At 69.4% G+C, this 20656-nt stretch carries 16 protein-coding genes and 6 pseudogenes; 11 read left to right on the top strand and 11 right to left on the bottom strand.

Annotated elements, in window-relative coordinates:
* Positions 1-47: 47 nt before the first annotated feature.
* A complete protein-coding gene (locus tag ACFQ9Z_RS34630) occupies positions 48-986 on the bottom strand; it encodes a MerR family transcriptional regulator (RefSeq protein ID WP_383029368.1) in 939 nt (312 codons plus the stop codon).
* Between the two features lie 340 nt (positions 987-1326).
* Positions 1327-1995: a Type 1 glutamine amidotransferase-like domain-containing protein gene (locus ACFQ9Z_RS34625; protein ID WP_383029364.1), complete on the bottom strand. Its 669-nt coding sequence runs from the start codon at positions 1993-1995 to the stop codon at positions 1327-1329.
* Positions 1996-2316: 321 nt separating this feature from the next.
* Here ACFQ9Z_RS34625 and ACFQ9Z_RS34620 point away from each other — a divergent pair, with 321 nt between their 5' ends.
* Positions 2317-2859 (top strand): DUF4262 domain-containing protein, encoded by a 543-nt coding sequence (locus ACFQ9Z_RS34620; protein ID WP_383029360.1) that lies wholly within the window; start codon positions 2317-2319, stop codon positions 2857-2859.
* A gap of 171 nt (positions 2860-3030) precedes the next feature.
* Here ACFQ9Z_RS34620 and ACFQ9Z_RS34615 read toward each other — a convergent pair whose 3' ends face one another.
* Both ACFQ9Z_RS34615 and ACFQ9Z_RS34610 read right to left on the bottom strand, forming a co-directional pair.
* The gene (locus tag ACFQ9Z_RS34615) at positions 3031-3780 is read right to left on the bottom strand and encodes a transposase family protein (RefSeq protein WP_383029357.1); all 750 of its coding nucleotides are present in this window, start codon (positions 3778-3780) and stop codon (positions 3031-3033) included.
* Between the two features lie 256 nt (positions 3781-4036).
* Positions 4037-4405: pseudogene (locus ACFQ9Z_RS34610) on the bottom strand (transposase family protein); the annotation flags it as partial.
* A gap of 18 nt (positions 4406-4423) precedes the next feature.
* Here ACFQ9Z_RS34610 and ACFQ9Z_RS34605 point away from each other — a divergent pair.
* From ACFQ9Z_RS34605 to ACFQ9Z_RS34595, 3 genes and pseudogenes are all read left to right on the top strand, one after another.
* Positions 4424-4627, top strand: a pseudogene (locus ACFQ9Z_RS34605) (transposase); the annotation flags it as partial.
* 256 nt (positions 4628-4883) lie between these two features.
* The gene (locus ACFQ9Z_RS34600) at positions 4884-5753 is read left to right on the top strand and encodes an IS5 family transposase (protein WP_383029354.1); all 870 of its coding nucleotides are present in this window, start codon (positions 4884-4886) and stop codon (positions 5751-5753) included.
* A gap of 154 nt (positions 5754-5907) precedes the next feature.
* A complete protein-coding gene (locus ACFQ9Z_RS34595; RefSeq protein WP_383029351.1) occupies positions 5908-6531 on the top strand; it encodes a histidine phosphatase family protein in 624 nt (207 codons plus the stop codon).
* A gap of 278 nt (positions 6532-6809) precedes the next feature.
* Here the strand turns inward: ACFQ9Z_RS34595 and ACFQ9Z_RS34590 are convergent, their stop codons facing one another.
* On the bottom strand, positions 6810-7052 hold the full coding sequence (locus tag ACFQ9Z_RS34590) for a hypothetical protein (RefSeq protein ID WP_383029347.1): 243 nt from the start codon (positions 7050-7052) through the stop codon (positions 6810-6812).
* A 499-nt stretch (positions 7053-7551) separates the two neighbouring features.
* On the opposite strand from ACFQ9Z_RS34590, the gene ACFQ9Z_RS34585 reads away from it, so the two are divergent.
* Positions 7552-8811 (top strand): hypothetical protein, encoded by a 1260-nt coding sequence (locus ACFQ9Z_RS34585; protein WP_383029345.1) that lies wholly within the window; start codon positions 7552-7554, stop codon positions 8809-8811.
* 696 nt (positions 8812-9507) lie between these two features.
* On the opposite strand, the gene ACFQ9Z_RS34580 is transcribed toward ACFQ9Z_RS34585, so the two are convergent.
* Positions 9508-10023 carry a hypothetical protein gene (locus ACFQ9Z_RS34580; RefSeq protein ID WP_383029342.1) on the bottom strand — a complete coding sequence of 172 codons (516 nt, stop codon included), beginning with the start codon at positions 10021-10023 and terminating at the stop codon, positions 9508-9510.
* Positions 10024-10158: 135 nt separating this feature from the next.
* Here ACFQ9Z_RS34580 and ACFQ9Z_RS34575 point away from each other — a divergent pair, with 135 nt between their 5' ends.
* The 4 genes and pseudogenes from ACFQ9Z_RS34575 to ACFQ9Z_RS34560 all read left to right on the top strand — a co-directional run.
* Positions 10159-11445: a histidine kinase gene (locus tag ACFQ9Z_RS34575; protein ID WP_383029338.1), complete on the top strand. Its 1287-nt coding sequence runs from the start codon at positions 10159-10161 to the stop codon at positions 11443-11445.
* Positions 11433-12083 carry a response regulator gene (locus ACFQ9Z_RS34570; protein WP_383029336.1) on the top strand — a complete coding sequence of 217 codons (651 nt, stop codon included), beginning with the start codon at positions 11433-11435 and terminating at the stop codon, positions 12081-12083. Before ACFQ9Z_RS34575 ends, ACFQ9Z_RS34570 begins: the two co-directional genes overlap by 13 nt.
* Before the next feature lie 367 nt (positions 12084-12450).
* Positions 12451-12567 (top strand): annotated as a pseudogene (locus tag ACFQ9Z_RS34565) (hypothetical protein); the annotation flags it as partial.
* A 35-nt stretch (positions 12568-12602) separates the two neighbouring features.
* A pseudogene (locus ACFQ9Z_RS34560) lies at positions 12603-12920 on the top strand (IS21 family transposase); the annotation flags it as partial.
* Position 12921: 1 nt separating this feature from the next.
* Here the strand turns inward: ACFQ9Z_RS34560 and ACFQ9Z_RS34555 are convergent.
* The 4 genes and pseudogenes from ACFQ9Z_RS34555 to ACFQ9Z_RS34540 all read right to left on the bottom strand — a co-directional run.
* A pseudogene (locus ACFQ9Z_RS34555) lies at positions 12922-13091 on the bottom strand (transposase); the annotation flags it as partial.
* Between the two features lie 111 nt (positions 13092-13202).
* Complete coding sequence (locus tag ACFQ9Z_RS34550) at positions 13203-16721, bottom strand: CHAT domain-containing protein (protein ID WP_383029334.1); 3519 nt, start codon at positions 16719-16721, stop codon at positions 13203-13205.
* A 3-nt stretch (positions 16722-16724) separates the two neighbouring features.
* Positions 16725-16892 carry a hypothetical protein gene (locus tag ACFQ9Z_RS34545; protein WP_383029332.1) on the bottom strand — a complete coding sequence of 56 codons (168 nt, stop codon included), beginning with the start codon at positions 16890-16892 and terminating at the stop codon, positions 16725-16727.
* Positions 16889-17539, bottom strand: coding sequence for a DUF6338 family protein (locus ACFQ9Z_RS34540; RefSeq protein ID WP_383029328.1), 651 nt, complete (start codon positions 17537-17539; stop codon positions 16889-16891). The genes ACFQ9Z_RS34545 and ACFQ9Z_RS34540 overlap by 4 nt, the downstream gene beginning before the upstream one ends.
* Before the next feature lie 510 nt (positions 17540-18049).
* Between ACFQ9Z_RS34540 and ACFQ9Z_RS34535 the strand changes: the two are divergent.
* A pseudogene (locus tag ACFQ9Z_RS34535) lies at positions 18050-18650 on the top strand (RNA-guided endonuclease InsQ/TnpB family protein); the annotation flags it as partial.
* A 305-nt stretch (positions 18651-18955) separates the two neighbouring features.
* Positions 18956-19900 (top strand): MBL fold metallo-hydrolase, encoded by a 945-nt coding sequence (locus tag ACFQ9Z_RS34530; RefSeq protein WP_383029326.1) that lies wholly within the window; start codon positions 18956-18958, stop codon positions 19898-19900.
* A 142-nt stretch (positions 19901-20042) separates the two neighbouring features.
* Here the strand turns inward: ACFQ9Z_RS34530 and ACFQ9Z_RS34525 are convergent, their stop codons facing one another.
* Positions 20043-20303 carry a hypothetical protein gene (locus ACFQ9Z_RS34525; protein WP_383029323.1) on the bottom strand — a complete coding sequence of 87 codons (261 nt, stop codon included), beginning with the start codon at positions 20301-20303 and terminating at the stop codon, positions 20043-20045.
* Positions 20304-20656: the final 353 nt, after the last annotated feature.

Below are 20656 nucleotides of genomic sequence, written 5' to 3'. Positions count from 1 at the left end.
ACCCGACGCCAGCCGTGTCCGCCCTATGCTGCCTTGCGACCGCCCCGTCATTGCTGTGTCCGGACGCGCAGAGCCTGGACGGACCAATCGAACACTGGAGCCAGACTCTCCGGGGCCGGCCAGCCGTTGACCACTGCGAGCAGCTGGAGGTATCGCTCCCTGCGTGGGTCGTTCACGCTCTCCAGCCGAGTCGCCAGCCGACGGCGAAGCTCGACGTCGTCGGGGCGGCCGAGGAGGTGCGCGTAGTGCCTTGTGAACTCCGCGACGATCGGATCAGCCTGAGACGAGGCCGGGTCGATGCCCGCGGTCAGGGCCGGGCCGGCCTGGTCACGGACGACTGCGGCGATGTCGCGGCGCGGGCCCATCATGTCGCTTCGGGCCTGCTCGGCTGCCTGGTCCTCGGCCATCCGCCGCACGACGGCGCGGAAATCCGGCTCCAGGGACATTTCGGCCAGCTCCACCCACGCCTGGACCTGCTCTGCCTCCGGGTTGTCGGGCAACTCGGGGGTCATCGAGCGCATGACCCCCGCGAATGCGGGGGCGGCGTAAAGACCGCCGAAGACGGCGTCGAGGAAGTCGTCGATCAGACGTCTGCGTTCGTCCTCGGAAAGCTGGGCCAGCCGGTGCATGAGTTCCGTCTCCTCAGGTGTGGACCCGCGCTCGGCCACCGCCGTCAGCACCGCGCGCCGCAGGCGCAGGACGCGGATCTGCACTGCCAGTGCTTCGGCGTGCGCCGCGGCGACCTCAGGAAGCGAGAGCTCGCGGTCCACGACCTTGCGGATCGTGGGAAGGTCCAGTCCCAGCTCGCGCAGGATCCGCACGAGGTCCAGGCGTGCGACGGCGTCGATGCTGTAGAGGCGGTAGCCGGCCGGGTTGCGGTCCGTCGGCGCCACGATTCCGCGATCGGAGTAGAACCGAATGGTCTTGACCGTGAGACCGGTCCGTCGAGCGAGCTCGCCGATCGAGTAGAGCGTGTCGCCGTCCATGTCCCCACCTTTGTGTCTCCCCCTACTGGAGACTCAAGTCCCTTCGCCTGCCAGCAGGCAACCACTCCTCATCCACAAGTCTTGACAATTCCTCCCGCGCAGCGGGTGCACGGCGGCCCAAGGAGGTTGCTCGAGGGCGCACGCTTCTCAACTGTGTTGGCGGGGTGGTGAGGCTCGTGCAGGGTCGTTCACCTGTGTTCATGGCTAACCGGGTGCCGGGACGAGCCTCGCTCACGGCCCGGTCTACACGACTCTGTACGGGGCTGAATGAGACGGGAACTGAGACGGCCCGGTCTGTGGCTGAGCCGTCTCGTGAGCTGAGTGCTCTTCTGATCCGTAGTCACGGATGGAACCGCCACCGGCCTTCAGAAATGACATCCACCTCGTCTTCCCTGACTCGAACGGCCGTCTCGTCGTCGATGAAGTAGATCGGGAAGTCCGCCCGCGCAGCGATGCGATCAGCCCAGGCGTCGTCTCGATCGGGGAAATCCGGCGAGTACAGGTGAGGCTTGAGATACCAGTCGAAGAGGCCGAACGGCGGCTCCACGGTTGCCGCGCCGAGCACGTGGAGGTCGGTGGTGTCCCCGATGACGTCGGCAGAGTGTTCGGTGAGAGCACGGCTGAAGATCATTGATCCGGCGCTGAACCCCACATAGACCCGGCTCTCCAGCGCCTCCAGGAAGCCGTCGGCCAGGCCGTTGCCGGTGATGCTGCGCGCGAGGTGGTAATGGCTGCCGCCCCCAACATAGATGACGTCGGCGTGGAGCAGCCGGTCGAGCACCATCTGCCGGGGCAGTCCATTCAGCTCCAGGACGTCGAACTCCCGCCAGCCGAGGCCGTGCAGCCGGTTCGTGTCCGCGAGGAACCACCCATGATCCCCGGACTCGGCGACTGATGCCGTGGGAATGTACACGACGTTCGCCGATCCGAACGGCCTACCCAGCATGTCCCGCAATGCATCCCGCAGCGTCTCGTTACGCAGGCCACTCGCCGTCAACAGAAAGTTCATCCAGCGAGCCAAACACGACTCACGGGGCCCGCGCAACGAATCTAGGATCCAACACCGTCTTGGCATGGCCGCATCAGGAATAGGCACTGAACGGCACCCCACAGGGGTGTAGATGTCACCCGCTGATGTCACAGGCTCCGCCGGAACCTGCGCCCCTCTGACCCGTAGCTCTATGTGGATCTGTCAGCGACAGTCATTCCGGTCGCTTCACGGCCCGGGACAGACGCTAACGGTCGGGGCCGGCCGTTGAGGTTGCGGTACTTCGTTGCTGTACGCCAACCCAAGAGACGGCTCGTGTGCGAGCAGGTCTACTCTCCTCAGATGGACGACGCCCCTTGCTTTTGCCTCCTCTGCGCCCCAACGGAATGGGGCGGACCCGTGTGGGAGGAGCGCGACAGCCGCATAGCCAAGAGTGTCGCGGACTTTGGCTGGCACGTCATGGGCGTGGCCGGCGGTGACGCCCCCGGCGATTGGGGCTACTCGATCGGCCTCTGGCACACACTGCGTAGTCCCGAGGTGAGCGTGTTCGGCCTGCCATCGCAGACCGCGATGCGCGTGGCGAACGCCGCTGGGGCAGCGATACGGGAAGGCAACCCACTCGAGCCGGACCAGCGCCGGGGAGACGTCCTCAACGGCTACGACGTGGCCGTCCGGCCCGTGCATCCCAGTTGGTACCACGACTTCTTCGGCGCAGGAATCGACTTCTACCAGACCCCGCCACTGCCAATCACACAGCTGTTCTGGCCCGACAAGGCCGGGCGGTTCCCTTGGGAAGAGGGAGCGGACGAGCGCTGCCGTACGGGACAACCACTGCTCTGGATTCCCAAAGACGAGACGATTGGGCCGTGGACTGAAATCACGTGAGGTCAGTGGGCGGGATCTCGATGACCCTGTCAAGGTGACGGGTGCCGTCCCACAGCGGGGACGGCGCCCGTACGAGGTCAAGGCTTTGAGATCCGGCCCCATCCTTATCAGGTCGATCACAGGGGTCGGCCACGTCGACCAACTGGCCCTGTGCTTCGACCGATCGTTCACTCAGCGTTGCCGCTCCAGGGTGAGGACAGCCTTGGCGATTGACGTCATGCGGTTCGGACTGCTTCGGGATCTGCGGAAGATCCACCAGGCCTTCAGGCGGGCGACGCCGCGTTCGACGGGTGCCCTTGCCACAGCCAGGGCGCGGTTGACGGTCTTCTCGGTGAGGGTGAGTTCCTGCAGGGGCCTGCGTTTGATGCCCGTGGTCAGCCAGGGGCCGCCGCCCTGGTAGACGAGATCGGCCAGGATGGGGACGCCCGGGCGCTCACAGATGCGGATGATCCTGTGGGTGCGGGCGGCGGTCAGATCGTGAGTGCGGCCCGGCAGCGCGGGTGAGAGCCACAGCAGCCGGCCATCCGGATCGGTGACCACCTGCAGGTTCACTCCGTGCCGGCGGTGCTTGTGGGAGTAGTCCGCGCGTGAGTCGCCGACCCGGTCGCACTCGGCCAGGGCGCCGTCCAGCAAGGCGAAGTCGGGGTCGGTCTCGCGCAAGACCTTCAACAGGCCCGGTGCACGCGCGGCGAGCAGGTGGATGACCGCGCTGGTGTAGGCGTGGGCGGTGGACTCGCTGATCCCGAACCCAACAGCGATCTTCGCCAAGGTGGTGTGTTCACGCAGATACACCAGTGCCACCATCGCTCGCTGGGACGGGCGGAGCTTGCAGCGCCGGTCACCCTCGCGGGTGACGACGAGCATGGTCACCCATTCCACGAGCGCATGCGGCAGGTCGAGTGCGGCAGGATAGACGACCAACGAGGCCCCCGAGCAGCGTGGTTGAGACGTCAGACATCTCGATCAACAGCCCGGGGGCCTCGCTCGTTGCGGCCCGCGGACCGTCACCTGATCGGTGGCCATCTCGAAGAAGCTCACTGAGGTCCGGCCTCGTCCGCTGCGGTTCGCGCGTGTTGGTGTCAGCTACTGGTGTCAGCCGCCGCACGCACGTCACTCTAAAGGGTGTTGCACAAGGCTGTGATCAAGCAGCCTGAAGCGGGCTGCCGGGCTCGTCGGTTCATGCGGCGAGGGCGAGGTTGTGCATGCGGGCCACCGCCTGGACTGCGTGATGGAGGCCGTCGCCGCGCTGCCGGCAGTCGCGGAGGATCTTGTAATTCTTCATCCGGGAGAAGACGTGCTCGACGCGTGCGCGGACCTTGCGGTGGGCGGCGTTGTCCTCTTCTTCGCCCTTCAGCAGTGCCCGTCCCGGGCGTTTGCGATGCGGGATGATCAGGCCGGTGTTGATGTAGGCGCCGTCGCCGAGCACGGTCACGCCCTGGCAGTGCTCGGCCAGGCCGGAGCCCCGCCATGCCCTGGCATCGGCGGTGTTGCCGGGTACCGGCCGGGCCGCCGCCACTACGAGGCGGGTCTCCGCGTCCACGATGACCTCGATCCGGAGCGTCGGCCGAAACGCTGGACCGTCGAGCGGACCTACGGCTGGCTCATGCTCCACCGCAGGCTCGCCCGTGACTACGAAACCCTTCCCGAACGCTCCGAAGCCATGATCCACCTCGCCATGACCGACCTCATGGCCCGCCGCCTCACCAGCGAGAACACCATCTCCTGGCGCGACCCGACACCACCGGACCAAGCCCGCGTCACGGGATGAAACACCGGGATAAAACGACCTCTAAGAGGTCGTTTTCCTCTTGAGTGTGGTGCTCTGAGTTGCTTTGTTCTGCCTGTCGGCGTGCTGCTGGTGTGGCTGCGGTGGCACTTCTGCGTGGTGGAGCTGGTGGTATCACGGCTGGGGCGCAAGTCCACTTGCGCCTGTCTCATTCCATGACGCCAGGGTGTGTTCCGTGCTTCGACACGGCATGACGCACGCCTGGGCGCACGCCCCCGGCCGGCAGTACGCCCAGGTCATGACGGAACGACGTGCGTATCCGAGTGACCTGTCCGATGCCCGGTGGGAGCTGATTGAGCCGGTGCTTGCGGCCTGGCGGTTCGAGCGCCGCGGCCGGGCCCTCGACTTCGGCAGGCCGCCTGAGCATGACCTGCGCGAGATCATGAATGCAATCCTCTACGTGGACCGCACAGGCGTGCAGTGGCGCTACCTGCCGCACGATTTCCCGCACTGGAACACGGTCTACGGCTACTTCGCCAAGTGGCAGCAGGAGGGCGTGTTCGCCCAGCTTAACGGCCTGCTCAGACGGCTCTTACGGCAAAAGGAAGGCCGGGACACCGAGCCGTCGGCCTGCGTGATCGATGCGCAAAGCGTCAAGACGTCCACCAGCGTGCACGCCGCAAGCCAGGGCATCGACGCCGGCAAGAAGATCGTCGGCCGCAAGCGGAGCATCGTCACCGACACCCTCGGCCTCCTGCTGGCCGTCCTGGTCACCGCTGCCAGCGTCCAGGACTCCGCCGCAGGCCAGAGACTCCTCGACCAGACAGCCGCAGCCCATCCCACGATCCGCAAGGTCTGGGTCGACGGCGGCTACCGCAAACACTTCCTCGAATACGCCGCCACCCTCGGGATCGACCTCGAAATTGTCCAACGCGCCCCCGGGACCAGGGGTTTTACACCAGTTAAGAAACGCTGGACCGTCGAGCGGACCTACGGCTGGCTCATGCTCCACCGCCGCCTCGCCCGCGACTACGAAACGCTCCCCGAACGCTCCGAAGCCATGATCCACCTCGCCATGACCGACCTCATGGCCCGCCGCCTCACCGGTGAGAACACCATCTCCTGGCGCGACCCGACACCACCGGAACAAGCCCGCATCACGGGATAAAACACCGGGATAAAACGACCTCTAAGACACGTCGTCCAGACCTTGCAACGCGCTGATCTGGCTTGAGGCCCGACTCCCCCTTCGTGGAACCGGTCCGCGTGGGTCGGCGTCCTTCCATGAGTCCGCAAGATCGGCTTCACTGAAGGACGCATCCATGCCCGGTACGGCCGCCCGCTACCTCTATCTCACCCGTCACGGCGAGGCATCCCCGGACGAGAGCGAACTGACGGATGCGGGCCGCCGCCAAGCCGCCCTGCTGGGGGAGCGGCTGCGTGGGGTTCCGCTGGCGGCGATCCACCACGGGCCACTCGCCCGTGCCGAACAGACCGCCCGGCTGGTCGGCGAACGGCTCGACGGCGTCCGCGTGCAGCTCTCCGAAGCGGCTGGCGACTACATCCCGTACCTGCCAGCACGTGAGGAGCTGCCGCCCGAGACAGCTGACGCCATGATCGGGTTCCTGGACCAGTTCCCAGCCCAGGAGCGCGAGGACGGACCCCGGCTCGTGGCGGCAGCGTTCGAGGAGTTCACCGGACCTGTCATCGGCGACGAGCCGCGCCACGAACTCGTCGTCACCCACAACTTCCTCGTCGGTTGGCTCGTCCGAGCCGCCCTCGACGCGCCCAAGTGGCGCTGGATGGGCATCAACCATGCCAACGCGGCACTGACCGTCATCCGCTACGCACCCCGCCGCCCCCCGGCGATTCTCCTCTTCAACGACACCGGCCACCTCCCCGCCGAACTCCGCTGGACCGGCTTCCCGCAGGAGCTCCACATCTGAGGCCGTAGGTGCGGTCGGTGTTGATCCATAGGAAGACGGATCCGATCCTGTCGTCAAACGATGGCGCCCTCAAGTGATCAACGCACCACCTTCGGATGATCACGTGATCGTGGAGGCACAGGTGCGTCGCCGCCGAGCCGCTCGACGACCGGTAGCGGGAGCAGCCCCGGACCCGGGCGTCCCCTCCCCGCCAGCCCCTTCAACGCGCACAATGGCGAGACGCGCGGCCGGCGGGCGGCTGGCAATGAAGCCGCCCACCGATGCTGTGTGGTGAAGACTCAGCGAGCCTGTGACCTGTGACGCCAGCCGAGGAGGTGCGCGGGGAGCGTCTCGCGGTGCTCCAGGCCGCGCTGCTGGACACGATGGCCGCGCATGGTCTGACGCGGTGCGTCACCTTCCACCACCGCACGATCGAGGCGCGGGCATTCGCCGAAGGGCTCGGTCGGGCAGCGAAGCGGTTGCACGCCGAGGATCCCGGCCGCCACCCGAGCGGTATAGGCCTCCTGGCTGAGCCCGAGCACGCCAACTGGAAAGCCGGACACCAGACCGCGGTCGCCGGCGGCCCTTCTTACGGTGCGGTGACGTGCCCGGGCCGGCGGACGCGGCCCGCACGGTTCACCGGCCACTATGGTCCCGCGGCAGGAAGGCGTCGCTGCGGCACAGGGAAAGCGGCTGCCGCAGCGGCCCCGGTGCCCCGGGTCCACCCCGAGGCACCGGCGCCCTCGAACGCGACATCCGAACCTGGGTCACCGACTGGAACGAACACCCCAGACCGTTCATCTGGATGAAGACAGCCGACGAGATCCTCGATAAAGTTTCCGCCTACTGTCAACGAATCTCTGACTCAGGTCACTAGGTCCCCTCGATCACCGCTGGCGCGTCTGCTGGGCGTTGAACCGCTGGAAGTTCGCCTGGCCGTCATCTCCAAGCCGCACTCGATGCCATACCGCGCTCGCTGTGACCTAGTCCACTTAAGCGCCCCCCTCGACCGGACCTTAGAGAGGACGCACGTTGGGACGCATGCGCAAGCGCGGGCTCATCACGCTCGTCACCGTCGGCCTTGCCACTTCCGTTCTGCCCACCGCCACCGCATCGGCGGCCGGCAACCCCCTCACGCTCGCCGTGTTCGGAGACTCGCCGTACGGCAGGTCGGCGTACGCGCCCGCGGGCCAGACCGCCGACACCTCGCAGTTCCAGAAGACCCCGGCGTTCATCGGCACGATCAACAGCGACCCCACGGTCAGCGACGTCATCCAGGTGGGCGACATCCACTCGGGCAAGGAGTTCTGCACCGCGGACTACGACGCCTCGATCGCGTCCGCGTGGCAGAGCTTCAACAAACCGCTCGTCTACACGCCGGGCGACAACGAGTGGGCCGACTGCCACAAGGCGTCGAGCCTCACCTCACCCGGCCAGGGCGGTGGCTTCTATGACCCGGCCACCGGGTCGATCAACTACATCGGCACGAGCGGTGTGTCCACCAACCCCGCGGACTGCGTCAGCTACCGCTGCGGCAACCCACTCGACAACCTCGCGAAGGTCCGCCAGGACTTCTTCGCGCGGCCCGGCCACACCCTGGGCAGCGGCGCACTGAACGTGGTCTCGCAGGCCACCGCCTACGACCCGAGCCACCCGGGCGACGCCCAGTATGCCGAGAACGTGATGTGGGCACAGAACGACATCGTCTTCGTGACCATCAACGTGCCCGGCGGCTCGAACAATGACGCCGACCCCTGGTACAAGGTGCCGACCACGACTCAGGCGCAGACCGACGAACGGACCAACCGGACGGCCGCCGATGTCCGATGGCTCGATGCCGCCTTCGCCGCTGCCCAGGGCCGCCACGCCAAGGCAGTGGTCATCTCGGCGCAGGCCGACATGTGGGATCTCGACGGCAAGACCAAGGACCACCTGACCAACTACGAGCCGATCATCAGCGAAACAGCAGCGAAGACCGTCGAGTTCAGCCGTCCGGTACTGATGCTCAACGGCGACTCGCACCTGTACCGCTCGGACAACCCGCTGTCCCCCACGGCGCCATGCACCGGTGAGACGGACCCGGCCACCGGCGCCGGCGTGTGCGCCCACGACCCGGGCAACAACGCGTGGAATGAGCACCCCCACTACAACGTTCCGAACTTCCACCGCATCGTCGTCCACGGCAGCACCACGCCGCTGGAGTGGCTCAAACTGACCGCAGACCCCAACGCCAACCACCCCGTCACCGACACCACGTACGGCCCCTTCAGCTGGCAACGGATGCCACAGCCGCAGCTGTGACCTGTGAACACGCATTCCCGCACCGCCGCACCACAGGACTACGGCAACCCGCCGCGGCGGCCGCCCTCGTGGCAGCCGCCGCTCCGGCGGACTCGAATTCGGCGCAGCGCGCCCACAACTTGGTGGGCTCTGGCGCGATCCGCCGTAGGTGAGGAAGAGCCATGATGGCGGCACGGCTTCAGACAGGTGCCATTGATGTCTGTTGGGCTGGTCAATCGGCCGTAGACGGCTGCTGACCTTCACCTGCGGCCGTTGAGGTTGCTGTACTCCTCTGCTGTACAGCTTGGTCGGCTTTGCGAGCACGAGCGAGGTTGTTGCGGCTGACCAGGGTGTCGGGGTGGGCATGTCGAGCACATCGAGCCGTCCCTCCGGTCCGGGCTGCGGGGCGACGTGCAGCGACTGCGGGCCCGTCCCCGGGTCGATCTCCAGGATCCGCTCCCCGGCCGCGGTTGCAGTAGGGCGTCCATCCGGTCGGCTGTCAGGAACGGCAACGGCAGGTCGAGGAGGCCGCGTTGGGCGCACGGATAGGGCGCCGTGTCGCCCAGCCACCAGGCGGCGGCCGACGCGGCGTCGACGCCGGCGACGACCGCCCAGCGGGTTTGGGCGGGGATCGGGGCGACGGAGGCGGTGGTGATGCGGTGCAGGGTGTTCTCGAGTGGATCGATTGGACCGTGGCATGTGGCTGGGCGGTCGGCGTCACGCGTGCCGGCTCAGCGCCCGCAGCGCCAGCCGGCCGCACAGCGCGGCGAGCGGCAGCTCGGCGCCGAGCGCCATGGCGACCGCGGTGGCGAAGTCGCCGCCCGGGGCTGCGGTCGTGGTGTCGAACCAGGCGTCCACCACAAGCAGCGTCGCGGTCGCGGCGGCTGGCAGGGCGTGCCGGCGGTCGCCGCGGGCGGCGAGGAGGCCGGTGGCGATCAGGCCAAGCGCCTCCAGCGCGTCGAGCCCAACCCAGGCGACCGGCCAGTGCGCCGCGGTCGCGGTGGCCGGCAGGCCGGTGGCCAGCACGCACAGCCACGGCAGCAGGGCGAGCCCGCAGGCGACCAGCAGCCACCCGGCCCGCCGCATGCCCCGCGCCGGCCGCGGCTGCTCCGCCTCTTCACGGAGCGGGATGACCTCGGCGCGGTCGAATCCCTCGGCACCGGCCAATTCGTCCTTGCATGACACCAGTTGACGCATCGTCTTCCCCCGTTCCCCGCCGGCTCTCCCCTTCACGTGCTCCACCCTCCGCCGCACACCAGGGCGCCGTCAGTCACGCAGGGTTCCGACCCGGGGTGGAGAAAAGTGCACCCCCGAACCGGGCGGGAGCGTCATCGCACGGGGATGGCCTGCGGCTTTACCGTTTGACGTATGCAACTCACCACGCGGCTGCAGCTGGTACTGGGCCGGCCGTTCCGCAGGGCGGGACACCGGACCGCGCTCGTCGCCGCCGGCCTGCCGCTCCACCTCGCCGTGGTGCCCCTGTGGCTCTGGCTGATCGGCACGATGGCGGCGTTGGTGCCGGTCGTGACTCCGCTGCCCGTGCTGCTCACACTCGTGGCGCTGCCCGTGCTGCTCACGCTCGTGGTGACACCCCTGCTGACCGTCGGGCAGCGGCGACGCTACCGGGCGCTCGTCGGCAAAGACCTCCCGCGCCCCGCCGTACCCGGGCCCGGACGCAACTGGAAGACGGCGGTACGTCGGCTGACCGGCCGGGCCTTGTGGCGGCAGGTCTGCTACCACGCCGTGGCGGGTCCGCTGCTCGCCGTCCTAGACCTCGCCGTCCTCGCCGTCTGGGCCGCCGCTCTCGTGGCCGCCTCCATCTACGTGTGGATCTGGGCGCTGCCCCCGCAGTGGCGGGTCACCGACCTCGGGTACACCACGCAGGCCGCGTACATTACCGCCGGCGGCCTCGCCCTGCTGTTCCTCGGGCCCCGGCTGACCGGCGCTCTGGTACGGCTGGAGACCCGGGCGGCCGAGGTCCTACTCGGCCCCAGCCGCACGGAGAAGCTGGCCCGCCGGGTCGCCGACCTCACCGAGAGCCGGGCCGGCGTGCTCGACGCCGCCGACGCCGAGCGGCGGCGGATCGAGCGCGACCTGCACGACGGCGCACAGCAGCGCCTCGTCTCACTCGCCGTCAACCTGGGCCTGGCCAGGTCCACCCTCGGCGACCTGCCGGAGGACACCCGCAAGGTGATCGAAGAGGCGCACCGCGAGGCGAAGGAGGCCATCGCCGAGCTGAACAACCTGGTGCGCGGCCTGCATCCGGCCGTCCTTGAGGACCGCGGCCTCGACGCCGCGCTGTCCGGGCTCGCCGCCCGCCTCCCGATCCCGGTGTGTGTGGCGGTGAACCTGCCGCAGCGCCCCTCACCCACGGTCGAGGCCATCGCGTACTTCGTGGTCTCCGAAGCCCTGACGAACGTGTTCAAACACGCCCAGGCGACCCGGGCGGACGTGACCGTGGAGCGGATCGGGGAGACACTGCTCGTGGTCGTCGCGGACGATGGCGCGGGCGGCGCGGATCTCGCGGCGGCCGGCGGTGGCACCGGGCTCGCCGGGCTCGCCAAGCGCGTCGCGTCCGTCGACGGCACGTTCTCCTGCCGCAGCCCCGCCGGGGGCCCGACCGTCATCACCGTGGAGCTGCCGTGCGCGCCGTGATCGCCGAGGATTCCCTCTTGCTGCGCATCGGCGTGGTCAAGGTGCTGGAGGCGGCCGGCTTCGAGATGCGCGCGCAAGTCGCCGACGCAGAAGGGCTGCTGGCAGCCGTCGAGGAGCACCGGCCCGACATCGCCGTGGTCGACGTGCGCATGCCGCCCGGCTTCACCGACGAGGGAGTGCGCGCCGCGCTGGTGATCCGCCGCCAGTACCCGCGTACCGCCGTGCTCCTGCTGTCGCAGTACGTGGAGGAGCGATACGCCGCCGATCTGCTCGCCGCTAACACCTCGGGCGTCGGCTATCTGCTCAAGCAACGGGTCGCCGACGTCGAGGAGTTCGCCGAGGCAGTACGCCGGGTGGCGGCGGGCGGCACCGCGCTCGACCCGCAGGTCGTCGCGCAGCTGCTGGTGCGCCGACACAGCGATCCACTCGACCGGCTGACACCGCGCGAGCGGGAGGTGCTGGAGCTGATGGCGGGCGGCCGGTCCAACTCCGGCATCGCCGCCGAGCTGGTCGTGAGCCAGAGCGCGGTCGCCAAGCACATCAACAGCATCTTCACCAAGCTCCAGCTGCCCAAGGCCGACGCCGACCACCGCCGCGTCCTAGCGGTGCTGCGCTTCCTGGGCGTTGCGACCGCATAGTGCGCGGCGCGGCGGGTCAGTGGCGGCTGGTGACGCCGGTGCCGGGGAGGCCGGCCAGGGGGGCTCGGGGACGGCGGAGAAGCCGACGGGGTCGACGCTGAGGTGGATGATCCAGTGGTCGGGGCCGGTGACCTTGACGACGTCACCGGTGGACACGGAACGCACATCGGCGGGCCAGGACTGCCCCGTGGTCGTCGACGCCCTGGCGGAAGGCGGTCACGGCCGGGGCGTCGGAGACGGAGGCGGGGGCCGGGGCGCCGTCGGGGGGTGGGGGCGCTTTCGGGGGTGGTGATGCGGGCGGTTGCGGGGGTCGGCCGCCGGTCTCACCGGCACCGGCGCCCGAGGCTACTCGCAGAACACCAGCGGCGTGCCCGGAGCCGCCGAAGCGGACGACAGGTTCGCGGGTTCGACGTATCTGGTCGACCTCACGAAGGACGGCAGGGCGGAGGTGACGGTCGGTGTTCCGGGCGAGAACGCGGACGGACAGCTGTGGGTGGCCCGGGGAGCCACGATCGCGTCACGGTCGAGCACGTGGCCCGGATCGCGGTCCGCAACCCCGCGCTGGTGCCGATCGCCCGCTACTACGGCACGGTCGTCAGGTCGTGCATGCCGGCCGACCCGGCCTCGAAGGGTGGGACGGAGGCGACGGTCCGGATCGCGAAGCGAGACCTGGTCCCCACCGCAGTCAACCTTCGCCCCGACTACGGCGACTTCGCCGAACTCCAGGAGGCCTGCGCGGACTTCATGGCCGAAGTGAACGGCCGCATCCACCGCGAGACCCGCCGGATCCCGGCCGAGCTCCTGGCCGAGGAACGGCTGCGGCTGCACCCGGTGCCGGCCAAGCGCCGAACTCGGCCGGCATCTTCCGCCACTGCCCGCCCGTCCTGAACCGCCAGATCACACCCTCGAACTGCTGCCGGAGCCGCTCGGGATACGGGCCGTACCCGCCTATCGGCAGGTACGGCTCGATGAACTCCCGCTCCACATAGTCAGTTGCTCCCGCGTCATGGGCGACGATCTGCGGCTGATACCCATGCCGCTCGCGTCGAAGTCGCCCGACAGCACCAGCACTGCCGGGCACCCCTCCGCCTTGACCCTCGCCTTCACCTTTGCGTCTCATCAGGCGCCCGCATGGACGTGTGCGGCCCACACCGACGGCAGGTTCGGATACCTCGCCCTGAGCTGCCTGACCGTGCGATGGACCGCCGCCGCCGCGCACAACGCACCAGATCGGTCCGCGATCAACTCGCCGTAGAGCTGCTGGCTGAAGGCTGGCGCCACCACATCGTCGACGCGCCAGAGCGTGCCGACCACCTGAGAAAAGCCGGCTATCTGAAAAGCCGCCAACGGGTGGATCGCCTCGTCGGACAGGCGCACAGTGGTGCGGGCCGTGTCACAGGCTGACAGGAACGCGAACTCCGCGTCCCGCAGACGCAGCCGGGAAAGGTCCAGCACCCGAAGCGGCGCGCGGTCGTGGTCATGTAGCGCGAGGTGGCTGTCCGAAGGGTTGTCCGGGTCGCTGTACCCGTGACAGGCGAAGTGCGCCCAGCCACTGGCCGGCAAGGCGTCGAGAACGGCGTCACGAGTCGCGTCCGCGCCGACCAGGACCGTGGCGCTGGGTATGAGAGCGGCCAGGTGGTCGGCTTCGGCCTGGGCGCCGGGCAGGTCCGGGGCATCCGGAGTGTGGGGCATCGCGACCACCAGCAGCCGCGGCTCGTTCCGGTCGTCGCGGCGGCCCGCGCGGGCGTGACCCAGGGCGCGGATCGTCGGCGTCGTCGAGGAGACGACGCGGTCGAGGAGCACAGGTCCGCCGTCGCGGTGGTGGCCCGCCGCGTGCAGGGGGAGCAGGCTGAGCGGCCCGACCGGGGCCCACCAGATCCTTGGCCATGGACCATTCGGCGCCGGTTCCGCCGTCAGCCCCAGTTCGCCGAGCACAGGGCCTGCGATGGTGTCCCACAGCCACTCGAGCGTGTCATGGATCGCCTGCTCGGCGGCTAGCCGCCTCTCCGTGAACGCGGTGTGCAGAGCGCGTACGCGGTGGCTCACGGTCTCTTCGCTCAGCCGGTCCAGCGCGTGTGACCGGACCCCGTCCGGAGTGATGATCAGCGCGTCACACCGGTGTTGGCTGACGTTGACGTACACGATCGGGCCCTCGTGTGCCTGCGCGGTGAGGTCGGTGAGCAGCGGGGGCCGTAGGAAACGCTCCATCCCGGGCAGCGCGCGGATCCGGTCGGTGACCGCGTCGAGTTCGTCGGCGAGGGCCACGCGGTCGCTCGTGGTGTCGGTTTCGAACTGCGCCGTGAGCGTTCGGAAGCGATCGGCCAGCTCGGGTGCCCGCTCGCGCAGGTCGGAAAGATCGTCGCGGCTGTCGAGTGCCTGGGCGGCGAGCACGCAGCGTCCGGATTCGAGCAGGGTCACCGCGCTCACCTCGTCGCCGACGGCCAGTGCGCACGCGGCCGCGTCGGCGGCGACCCCGGCGAACCGGCCGAGCCAGTACTGGGCGTCCTCGCGGCCCAGGCGGCGCCCGGCGAGCCGGGGCAGCAGCCGGACCGCGGCGGCGTACCCTTCAGCGGCCACGTCGAACTGCCCTGCCTCGGCGGCCAGAGCGCCCCACCGGTCCGCCGCTTCCGCCCGGCTCTCCGCCGGCGATCCGGCAGACGCCGCGGCCTCCTGGTAGCAGCCGAGTGCTTCGGTCAGCGCGTCACCGTCGCCGAGGTGCCGGAAACCGAGCGCCAGGACGTTGGCGACGCGGGTCAGTAAATCCGCTCGGGAATAGGCGTCCTGCTCGTGCCTTTGCGCCGCACTCCGGGCCAGGCCGACCGCCTCGGCGAGGACCTGCGGATCCGGCGGCTCCTGTTGCGCGGCGGCGGGTGCGACGGGGTTCGTGCACCAGACGCCGAGTGCGGCGGCCAGGCTCGCGGTGTACCTGGGCCAGTGCGGGCTGGCATGCGGAGTCGCGGCCACGGACGCGCGACGCGCGGCGATCGCGTCCCGCAACGCGTTCCGGTCGCCGAACTTCTCGTACGCCATCGTCAGCACACCGCCGAGATTGGCCAGCCGCACTGCCCGGTGCGGGTCGTCGTCCGCCGTGACATCCGAGGCCGCGCGGTGCGCGTCGATCGCCTCGTCGAGCACGCTCGCCTCACCCGTCCTGGTGAATAAGTCGGACAGTATGGCGCCAAGGTTGGAGAGCCGCTGGGCCTGCCCGGCGACCAGGCTCGCACCGAGGTGGACGGACTCCCTCGCGCGGTCAACCGCCTCCGACAGCATCTGCAGTTCGCCGGTCACCCGGTACCGGGTGTGCAGCATGACGGCGAGGATCCCGAGCGAACGCGGGTGGCCACCCTGCCTGGCGGTGGCCTCGGCGGCACGGCGAGCGACGTCGATGGCGTCCATCACATGGGCCAGGTCTCCGGTCGCGTGAAACAACGCGTTCAGGTTGACGGCGAGGTTGCCCATGAACTGAACGCGCAGCGGATGGCCCGCCGACGTGCATGCGACCGCCTCCCGCTCGATGATGACGGCCTCCGCGAGCGCGGCGTGGTCCCCGAACGCTTCACCCCGGGTGGCCAGCGCCGTGGCGAAGTGGTCCAGCCGCACGCCGCGGCGGGGGTGCCCGGCAGGAGTGGCCGCCGCCGCCGAACGTCCGAGCTCGATCGCCCGCTCGAGCAGTGCCGAGTCCCGGGTCTGCTCGAACTCAGCGGCGTACCGTCCGCACGCTTCGGCTTCGGTGTCGGCGCGTTCCCAGCCACTGTTCGATTTCGGGCGCTCGCCGGTGAGCGCGGCCCATTCTCGTTCCGTGGTCGTCAGCTCGACGAGGTTCTGCGAGTGCCGCGGATCGGTGACCGGGGTGTGAGCCACCAGGGTCTGCCGGACCCGAAGCAGTTCGGCCAGATCATCCCGCGCTCCGCGAGCCCGGTAGCGGTCGTGGAGAAGGTACGCGAGGATCCTCAACCGGTCGAGCACGTCGGACGACCCGGCCGGCGTGAGCTCCACCGCTCGCCGCGCGGCGTCGACGGCTTCCTCCACGACACCGGTCTCCCCGGTCTCATGGGACCTGTCGCGCAGGATGACGGCGAGGAAGTGCAGACTCCTGGCGGTGGTCACGTCATCGGGGGAGCACTGGGCGGCGGCACGCGCGTACTTGGCGGCCTCCGCCAGGTGGGCAAGGTCCTTCGTCACGGTGAACGCCGTCCGCAGCGCGACAACGAGGTTGCCCAGGTAGTACGCCTTCTTCGTGGCCGGTGCCTCGTCGACGGCCGTCCGGCTCCAGTAGAGCGCGTCGGTCAGGGTGCCACGGTCCTGGTTCTGCTGGAACGCGGTGTGCAGCAGCATGCCGATGTTGTTGGCGTAGTTGGCCGAATCATCCGGGCTTTCGTACGCACGTACATAAGCCTCCATGACTTTGCGGACGGCTTCCCGCAGGAACTCGAAGTCTCCGGTCTGGTGGTAGCGGGTCTGCAGCAGGCCTCCGAGATTGGACAGGACGGAACAGCGCTCGGCCACGTCCTCGGCAGCCAGCAAGGCATGGCCGAGGTCGATCGCTTTCTCGACCGACGCGGGATCCGCGCTGTGCCGGGCCACCCGGAACGCCTCCCAGAACCGCTCGGCCAGAGCGTTCGCGGGCCCGCCGCCCACGCGTCAGTCCTCGTTGCCGTTCGAGGTGCCGGCTGGGCCGCCGGGCGCCTCGTCCGGCTCGGCGACCGTGCGTTTCGGGGTGTAGCCGCGTTCCGCGGCCTCCTGCAGCAGCGCCGCCTCTTCGGGCGTGAGCTCGGGTTCGTGCGAGCGTTCGGGTTCGTGCGCCATCATCGCTCCTCCTCCGGCACGGCCGCCGGTTCTCCGGCTTCGACGAACTCCAGCACGTCGAAGTCTTCCGCCCGCAGCCGCAGGCCCGCCGTCCCGTGCACGCGCGCGCCGAACGCCCCATCGGCACCCATCACGCGCGCCGATTCGAGGTACAGCTCGGCCGGGTGGGGGTACGAGGAGGCGTACGACCGGTTGCCGTACCAGCCGCCCGCCCAGTTGCCGTCCTTGAGCCGCACGCGCACGAAGCACGGTTCGCGGTCGCGGAACGCGTGGTCCCAGGCGCTGGGCGTGCGTAGGAACCGAGCCTTGCGCCGTTGCCGATCCACCAGGGAAACGGTGACCGCCGCCACGGCCGGCACGACGAGGAACAGCACCAAGGCGACGAAGCCGACCAGTCGCGGCCGCTCTACGAAGCCATCCCAGCCGCTGTCGGCGCCTCGAGCCAGGCGAACCAGCGCTGGCCCCGCCACCACTGCATACAGGGCGTCCAGCGCGATTGACGCGACGATCGCCCGCAGTACCCGCTCCCCCAGATCACGCTCACCGGGCACCGGCCCACGGCGGCGTTCCCGGACGAACTGATAGGTGACCCCGGGCAGCACCAGAAAGACGAGTAGAGCGAGCTGCAAGACGGTCGCAGGCGCCTGCACTCACCACCCCCATGGCTCACGGACTCCGCTCGATCAGGCTACTGGCTTGAGTCTCCGCGGTCGGCAGAACAGCCCTTTCCGCGGCTACTGGGAGGCAGTTGGCCGGCCTCGGCGACGCCGCGTTCGCTGCGCAGCCTGCGGATCTCACCGTATGCGGTCTCTAGCCGTCGGGTGAGTTCGCTGTTCTCGGCCCGCAGATACTTGATGCGCGCGAGCGCGATCTCAGACGTCGCTGGATGGAGGTGGCCGATGGGGATTGCGAGCCGGTCCGCTGGTAGGAGGGCTGCCGGTTCTGCGACTGTCGGATGGCCGTGAGTTGCACTGAACGATTTACAGTCCCTGGTCAGGGGGTGAGGTCGAGAACGCGGACCGGCTGGCCTTGCCACCGCTCAGAGGCTGTGGTAGCGATGACCGCCCCGTCGGGGCGGTCCGGGGTGGGCTGAGCGGCATGCTGGGCGTGCGCGGTGGCCCAGGTCTTCTGCGCGGCCACGCCTTCGGTACAGCTTCCGTCTGTACCGAAGGCCGGTCAGTGCATGGCGTTGGCGAGGGCGTTCGGGTGTGCGCGGGTGGTCTACAACGACGCGCTCAGGGCCCGGGAGACCGCCCGCAGCCAGGGGCTGGCGTTCCCGAAGACCGGGGATCTGTCGAAGACGCTCATCACTGACGCCAAGCAGACGCCCGAGCGGTCGTGGCTCGGCGAGGTGTCGGCGGTCGTCCTCCAGCAGGCCCTGCGCGAAAGGGCAAGCGTCCGCGTATGGGCGCGCCCCGGTACAAGTCCCGCAAGGACCCCCGGCAGGCCGTCCGGTTCACCGCGAACGCCCGCTGGTCGATCACGGCGGGCGGGAAGCTGCGCCTGCCGAGGATCGGCGATCTCAAGGTGAAGTGGTCGCGGACGCTGCCCTCGACGCCGTCCACGGTGACGGTAGTCAAGGACTCGGCGGGCCGGTACTTCGCGAGCTTCGTCGTGCAGACCGGCCCGGAGGAAATCCTGTCGGAGACGACGCCCGAGCTGGGCGTCGACCTCGGGCTCGGGCACTTCGCGGTCCTCTCGGACGGTACGAAGATCGACAGCCCGCGGTTCCTGCGCCGGGCCGAGAGGCGCCTGAAGAAGGGCTTTGGAGGAGTTACGCCCGGAGGGCGCTCCCGCGGGGGCGCCCTCCGGGCGTAACTCCTCCAAAGCCCAGGGGGCGGGTAGTGCGGCCGCGGATGGCTACTGACCCTGCACCTACCACGGCGCTCTGGGCGACTCGTACACCGAGTCCTACCCGCCCGTCAGCATCTGAGCCGGAGAAGCACCACACGGACAGGAACCCATCGCCGGTGCGATGATCACCGCGGGGTCCGAACGAACCCGGCCGGGTGCGGGGGCTCCGTGACCGCCCGGGGAAACTCCCCTCCTTACGACAGGAGTTCGCAGTGAGCAGTGTCCACCACGACGTCAGCCTCCTCCCCCCGCCCCGGGTCGAGGAGGTCAGCGAGAACGTCTTCGCCTACATACAGCCCGACGGCAGCTGGTGGATCAACAACACCGGATTCCTCGTGGGGCGGCGCGGCGTGATCAGCGTTGACGCCTGTTCGACCGTGCGGCGCACGCGGGCCTACCTGGACGCGATCGGCACCGTCACGTCGCAGCCGGTACGGACCCTCATCAACACCCACCACCACGGCGACCACACCTTCGGCAACCACCTGTTCGACGGCGCCACCATCGTCGGCCACGAGGCGACCCGGACGAGCGTCCTGCAGTGGGGCGAGCCGGGCGCGGCGGCCGCGTTCTGGACAGACGTCGAGTGGGGCGACGTCACGATCGAACCGCCCTTCCTCACCTACACGGAGGGCGTCACGGTGTGGTCCGACGACCTGCGCGCCGAGGTGCGCCACGTCGGCACGCCCGCCCACACCACCAACGACTCCATCGTCTGGCTGCCCGAACGGGGGATCCTGTTCAGCGGTGACCTGCTGTTCAACGGCGGCACGCCCTTCCTCCTGCAGGGCTCCGTGGCCGGCGCCGTGAAGGTGCTGGAGGAGGTGGTGAAGCCGTTGGGCGCGACGACCATCGTCCCCGGCCACGGCGGGGTCACCGGTCCCGAGCTGGTCGACGAGGTGCTCGGCTACCTGCGGTTCGTGCAGCGCACCGCCCGGGCGGGCCGCGACGCCGGGCTGACGCCCCTGGAGACCGCCCGCGAGACCGACCTGGGCGAGTACGCCGGGCTGCTCGACGCCGAGCGCATCGTCGGCAACCTGCACCGGGCGTACGCGGAGCTGGAGGACGGCCCGCTCGGCCGGACCATCGACGCCGCGGCCGCCCTCGGCGACATGGTCGCCTACAACGGCGGACGCCCCCTCACCTGCCTGGCCTGAGGAGCGGGCCGCGGCCCGGCGCCGCTGACCGGGGGCGGTCGAACAGGCGGATCCGTGAGGGGCACAGAGTCCGCGGCGGATCGAGCAGGCCTCTCCTTCCCCGCAGCCGGTCCTGTGGACGCGCTGGGCGGCGTCCAGGGCGTCACCTGCCGGAGCTGAGCCAGTGGTGCAGGGCCGCGTGCACGCTGTCGGGCAGCGCGCTGAGCTCCTCGATCACTTCACGGTCTCCTGGCCAGGGAGCGATCCCGGCAGCGGTCAGCACTGCGTACAGGTTCAGGCGCCGCAGGTCGCGAGGATCGACGCGGCAGGCGATGCGGTCCGCGGACTTGGGCGGCGCCAGCAGGAAGTCCTCCGCCGGGACGTCGTGCCGCGCTCGGTCGGTCGATGCGGTGGTGGTCTGCATGATTTCGCTCCGTTCTGCCTAGGCTTCGTTCGCACGCCCGGCACCCATGGCGCCGGGTGTGCTGTGCACTTGGTTCGCTACCGGTCCTGACCCTCTTGCGCGGCCGCCGTCTATCGGCGCCGACGCATCGTCTCTCGCAGGTCAGGACAGGCCCCCAGCGTTGTGCCGGCATCGGGCACGAAAGCGGAAACGCGCACAGGCTCTCCCTGCGGGGTATCGGCGCAATCCTCCCGCGGCCACAGGCCGTGAGCAGGGCTTACGCGAAGGCGGTGACGGCCGGTCGGCCGCACACCCCACCCTCCCCACCGACACGCCTGGTACGCGCAGTACACGAGCGTTGTTACGTATCACCC

The sequence above is a fragment of the Streptomyces sp. NPDC056580 genome, from assembly GCF_042793175.1.
Lineage (GTDB): Bacteria > Actinomycetota > Actinomycetes > Streptomycetales > Streptomycetaceae > Streptomyces.
This window is presented reverse-complemented; position numbering and strand designations above follow the sequence as displayed.

Excerpts from the sequence above, each read along its gene's own strand:
- ACFQ9Z_RS34545 (WP_383029332.1), bottom strand. The coding sequence starts at position 16,892 with ATGATGGCGCACGAACCCGAACGCTCGCACGAACCCGAGCTCACGCCC.
- ACFQ9Z_RS34630 (WP_383029368.1), bottom strand. The coding sequence starts at position 986 with ATGGACGGCGACACGCTCTACTCGATCGGCGAGCTCGCTCGACGGACC.
- ACFQ9Z_RS34575 (WP_383029338.1), top strand. The coding sequence starts at position 10,159 with ATGCAACTCACCACGCGGCTGCAGCTGGTACTGGGCCGGCCGTTCCGC.
- ACFQ9Z_RS34625 (WP_383029364.1), bottom strand. The coding sequence starts at position 1,995 with ATGAACTTTCTGTTGACGGCGAGTGGCCTGCGTAACGAGACGCTGCGG.
- ACFQ9Z_RS34600 (WP_383029354.1), top strand. The coding sequence starts at position 4,884 with ATGACGGAACGACGTGCGTATCCGAGTGACCTGTCCGATGCCCGGTGG.
- ACFQ9Z_RS34585 (WP_383029345.1), top strand. The coding sequence starts at position 7,552 with ATGCGCAAGCGCGGGCTCATCACGCTCGTCACCGTCGGCCTTGCCACT.
- ACFQ9Z_RS34620 (WP_383029360.1), top strand. The coding sequence starts at position 2,317 with ATGGACGACGCCCCTTGCTTTTGCCTCCTCTGCGCCCCAACGGAATGG.
- ACFQ9Z_RS34595 (WP_383029351.1), top strand. The coding sequence starts at position 5,908 with ATGCCCGGTACGGCCGCCCGCTACCTCTATCTCACCCGTCACGGCGAG.
- ACFQ9Z_RS34525 (WP_383029323.1), bottom strand. The coding sequence starts at position 20,303 with ATGCAGACCACCACCGCATCGACCGACCGAGCGCGGCACGACGTCCCG.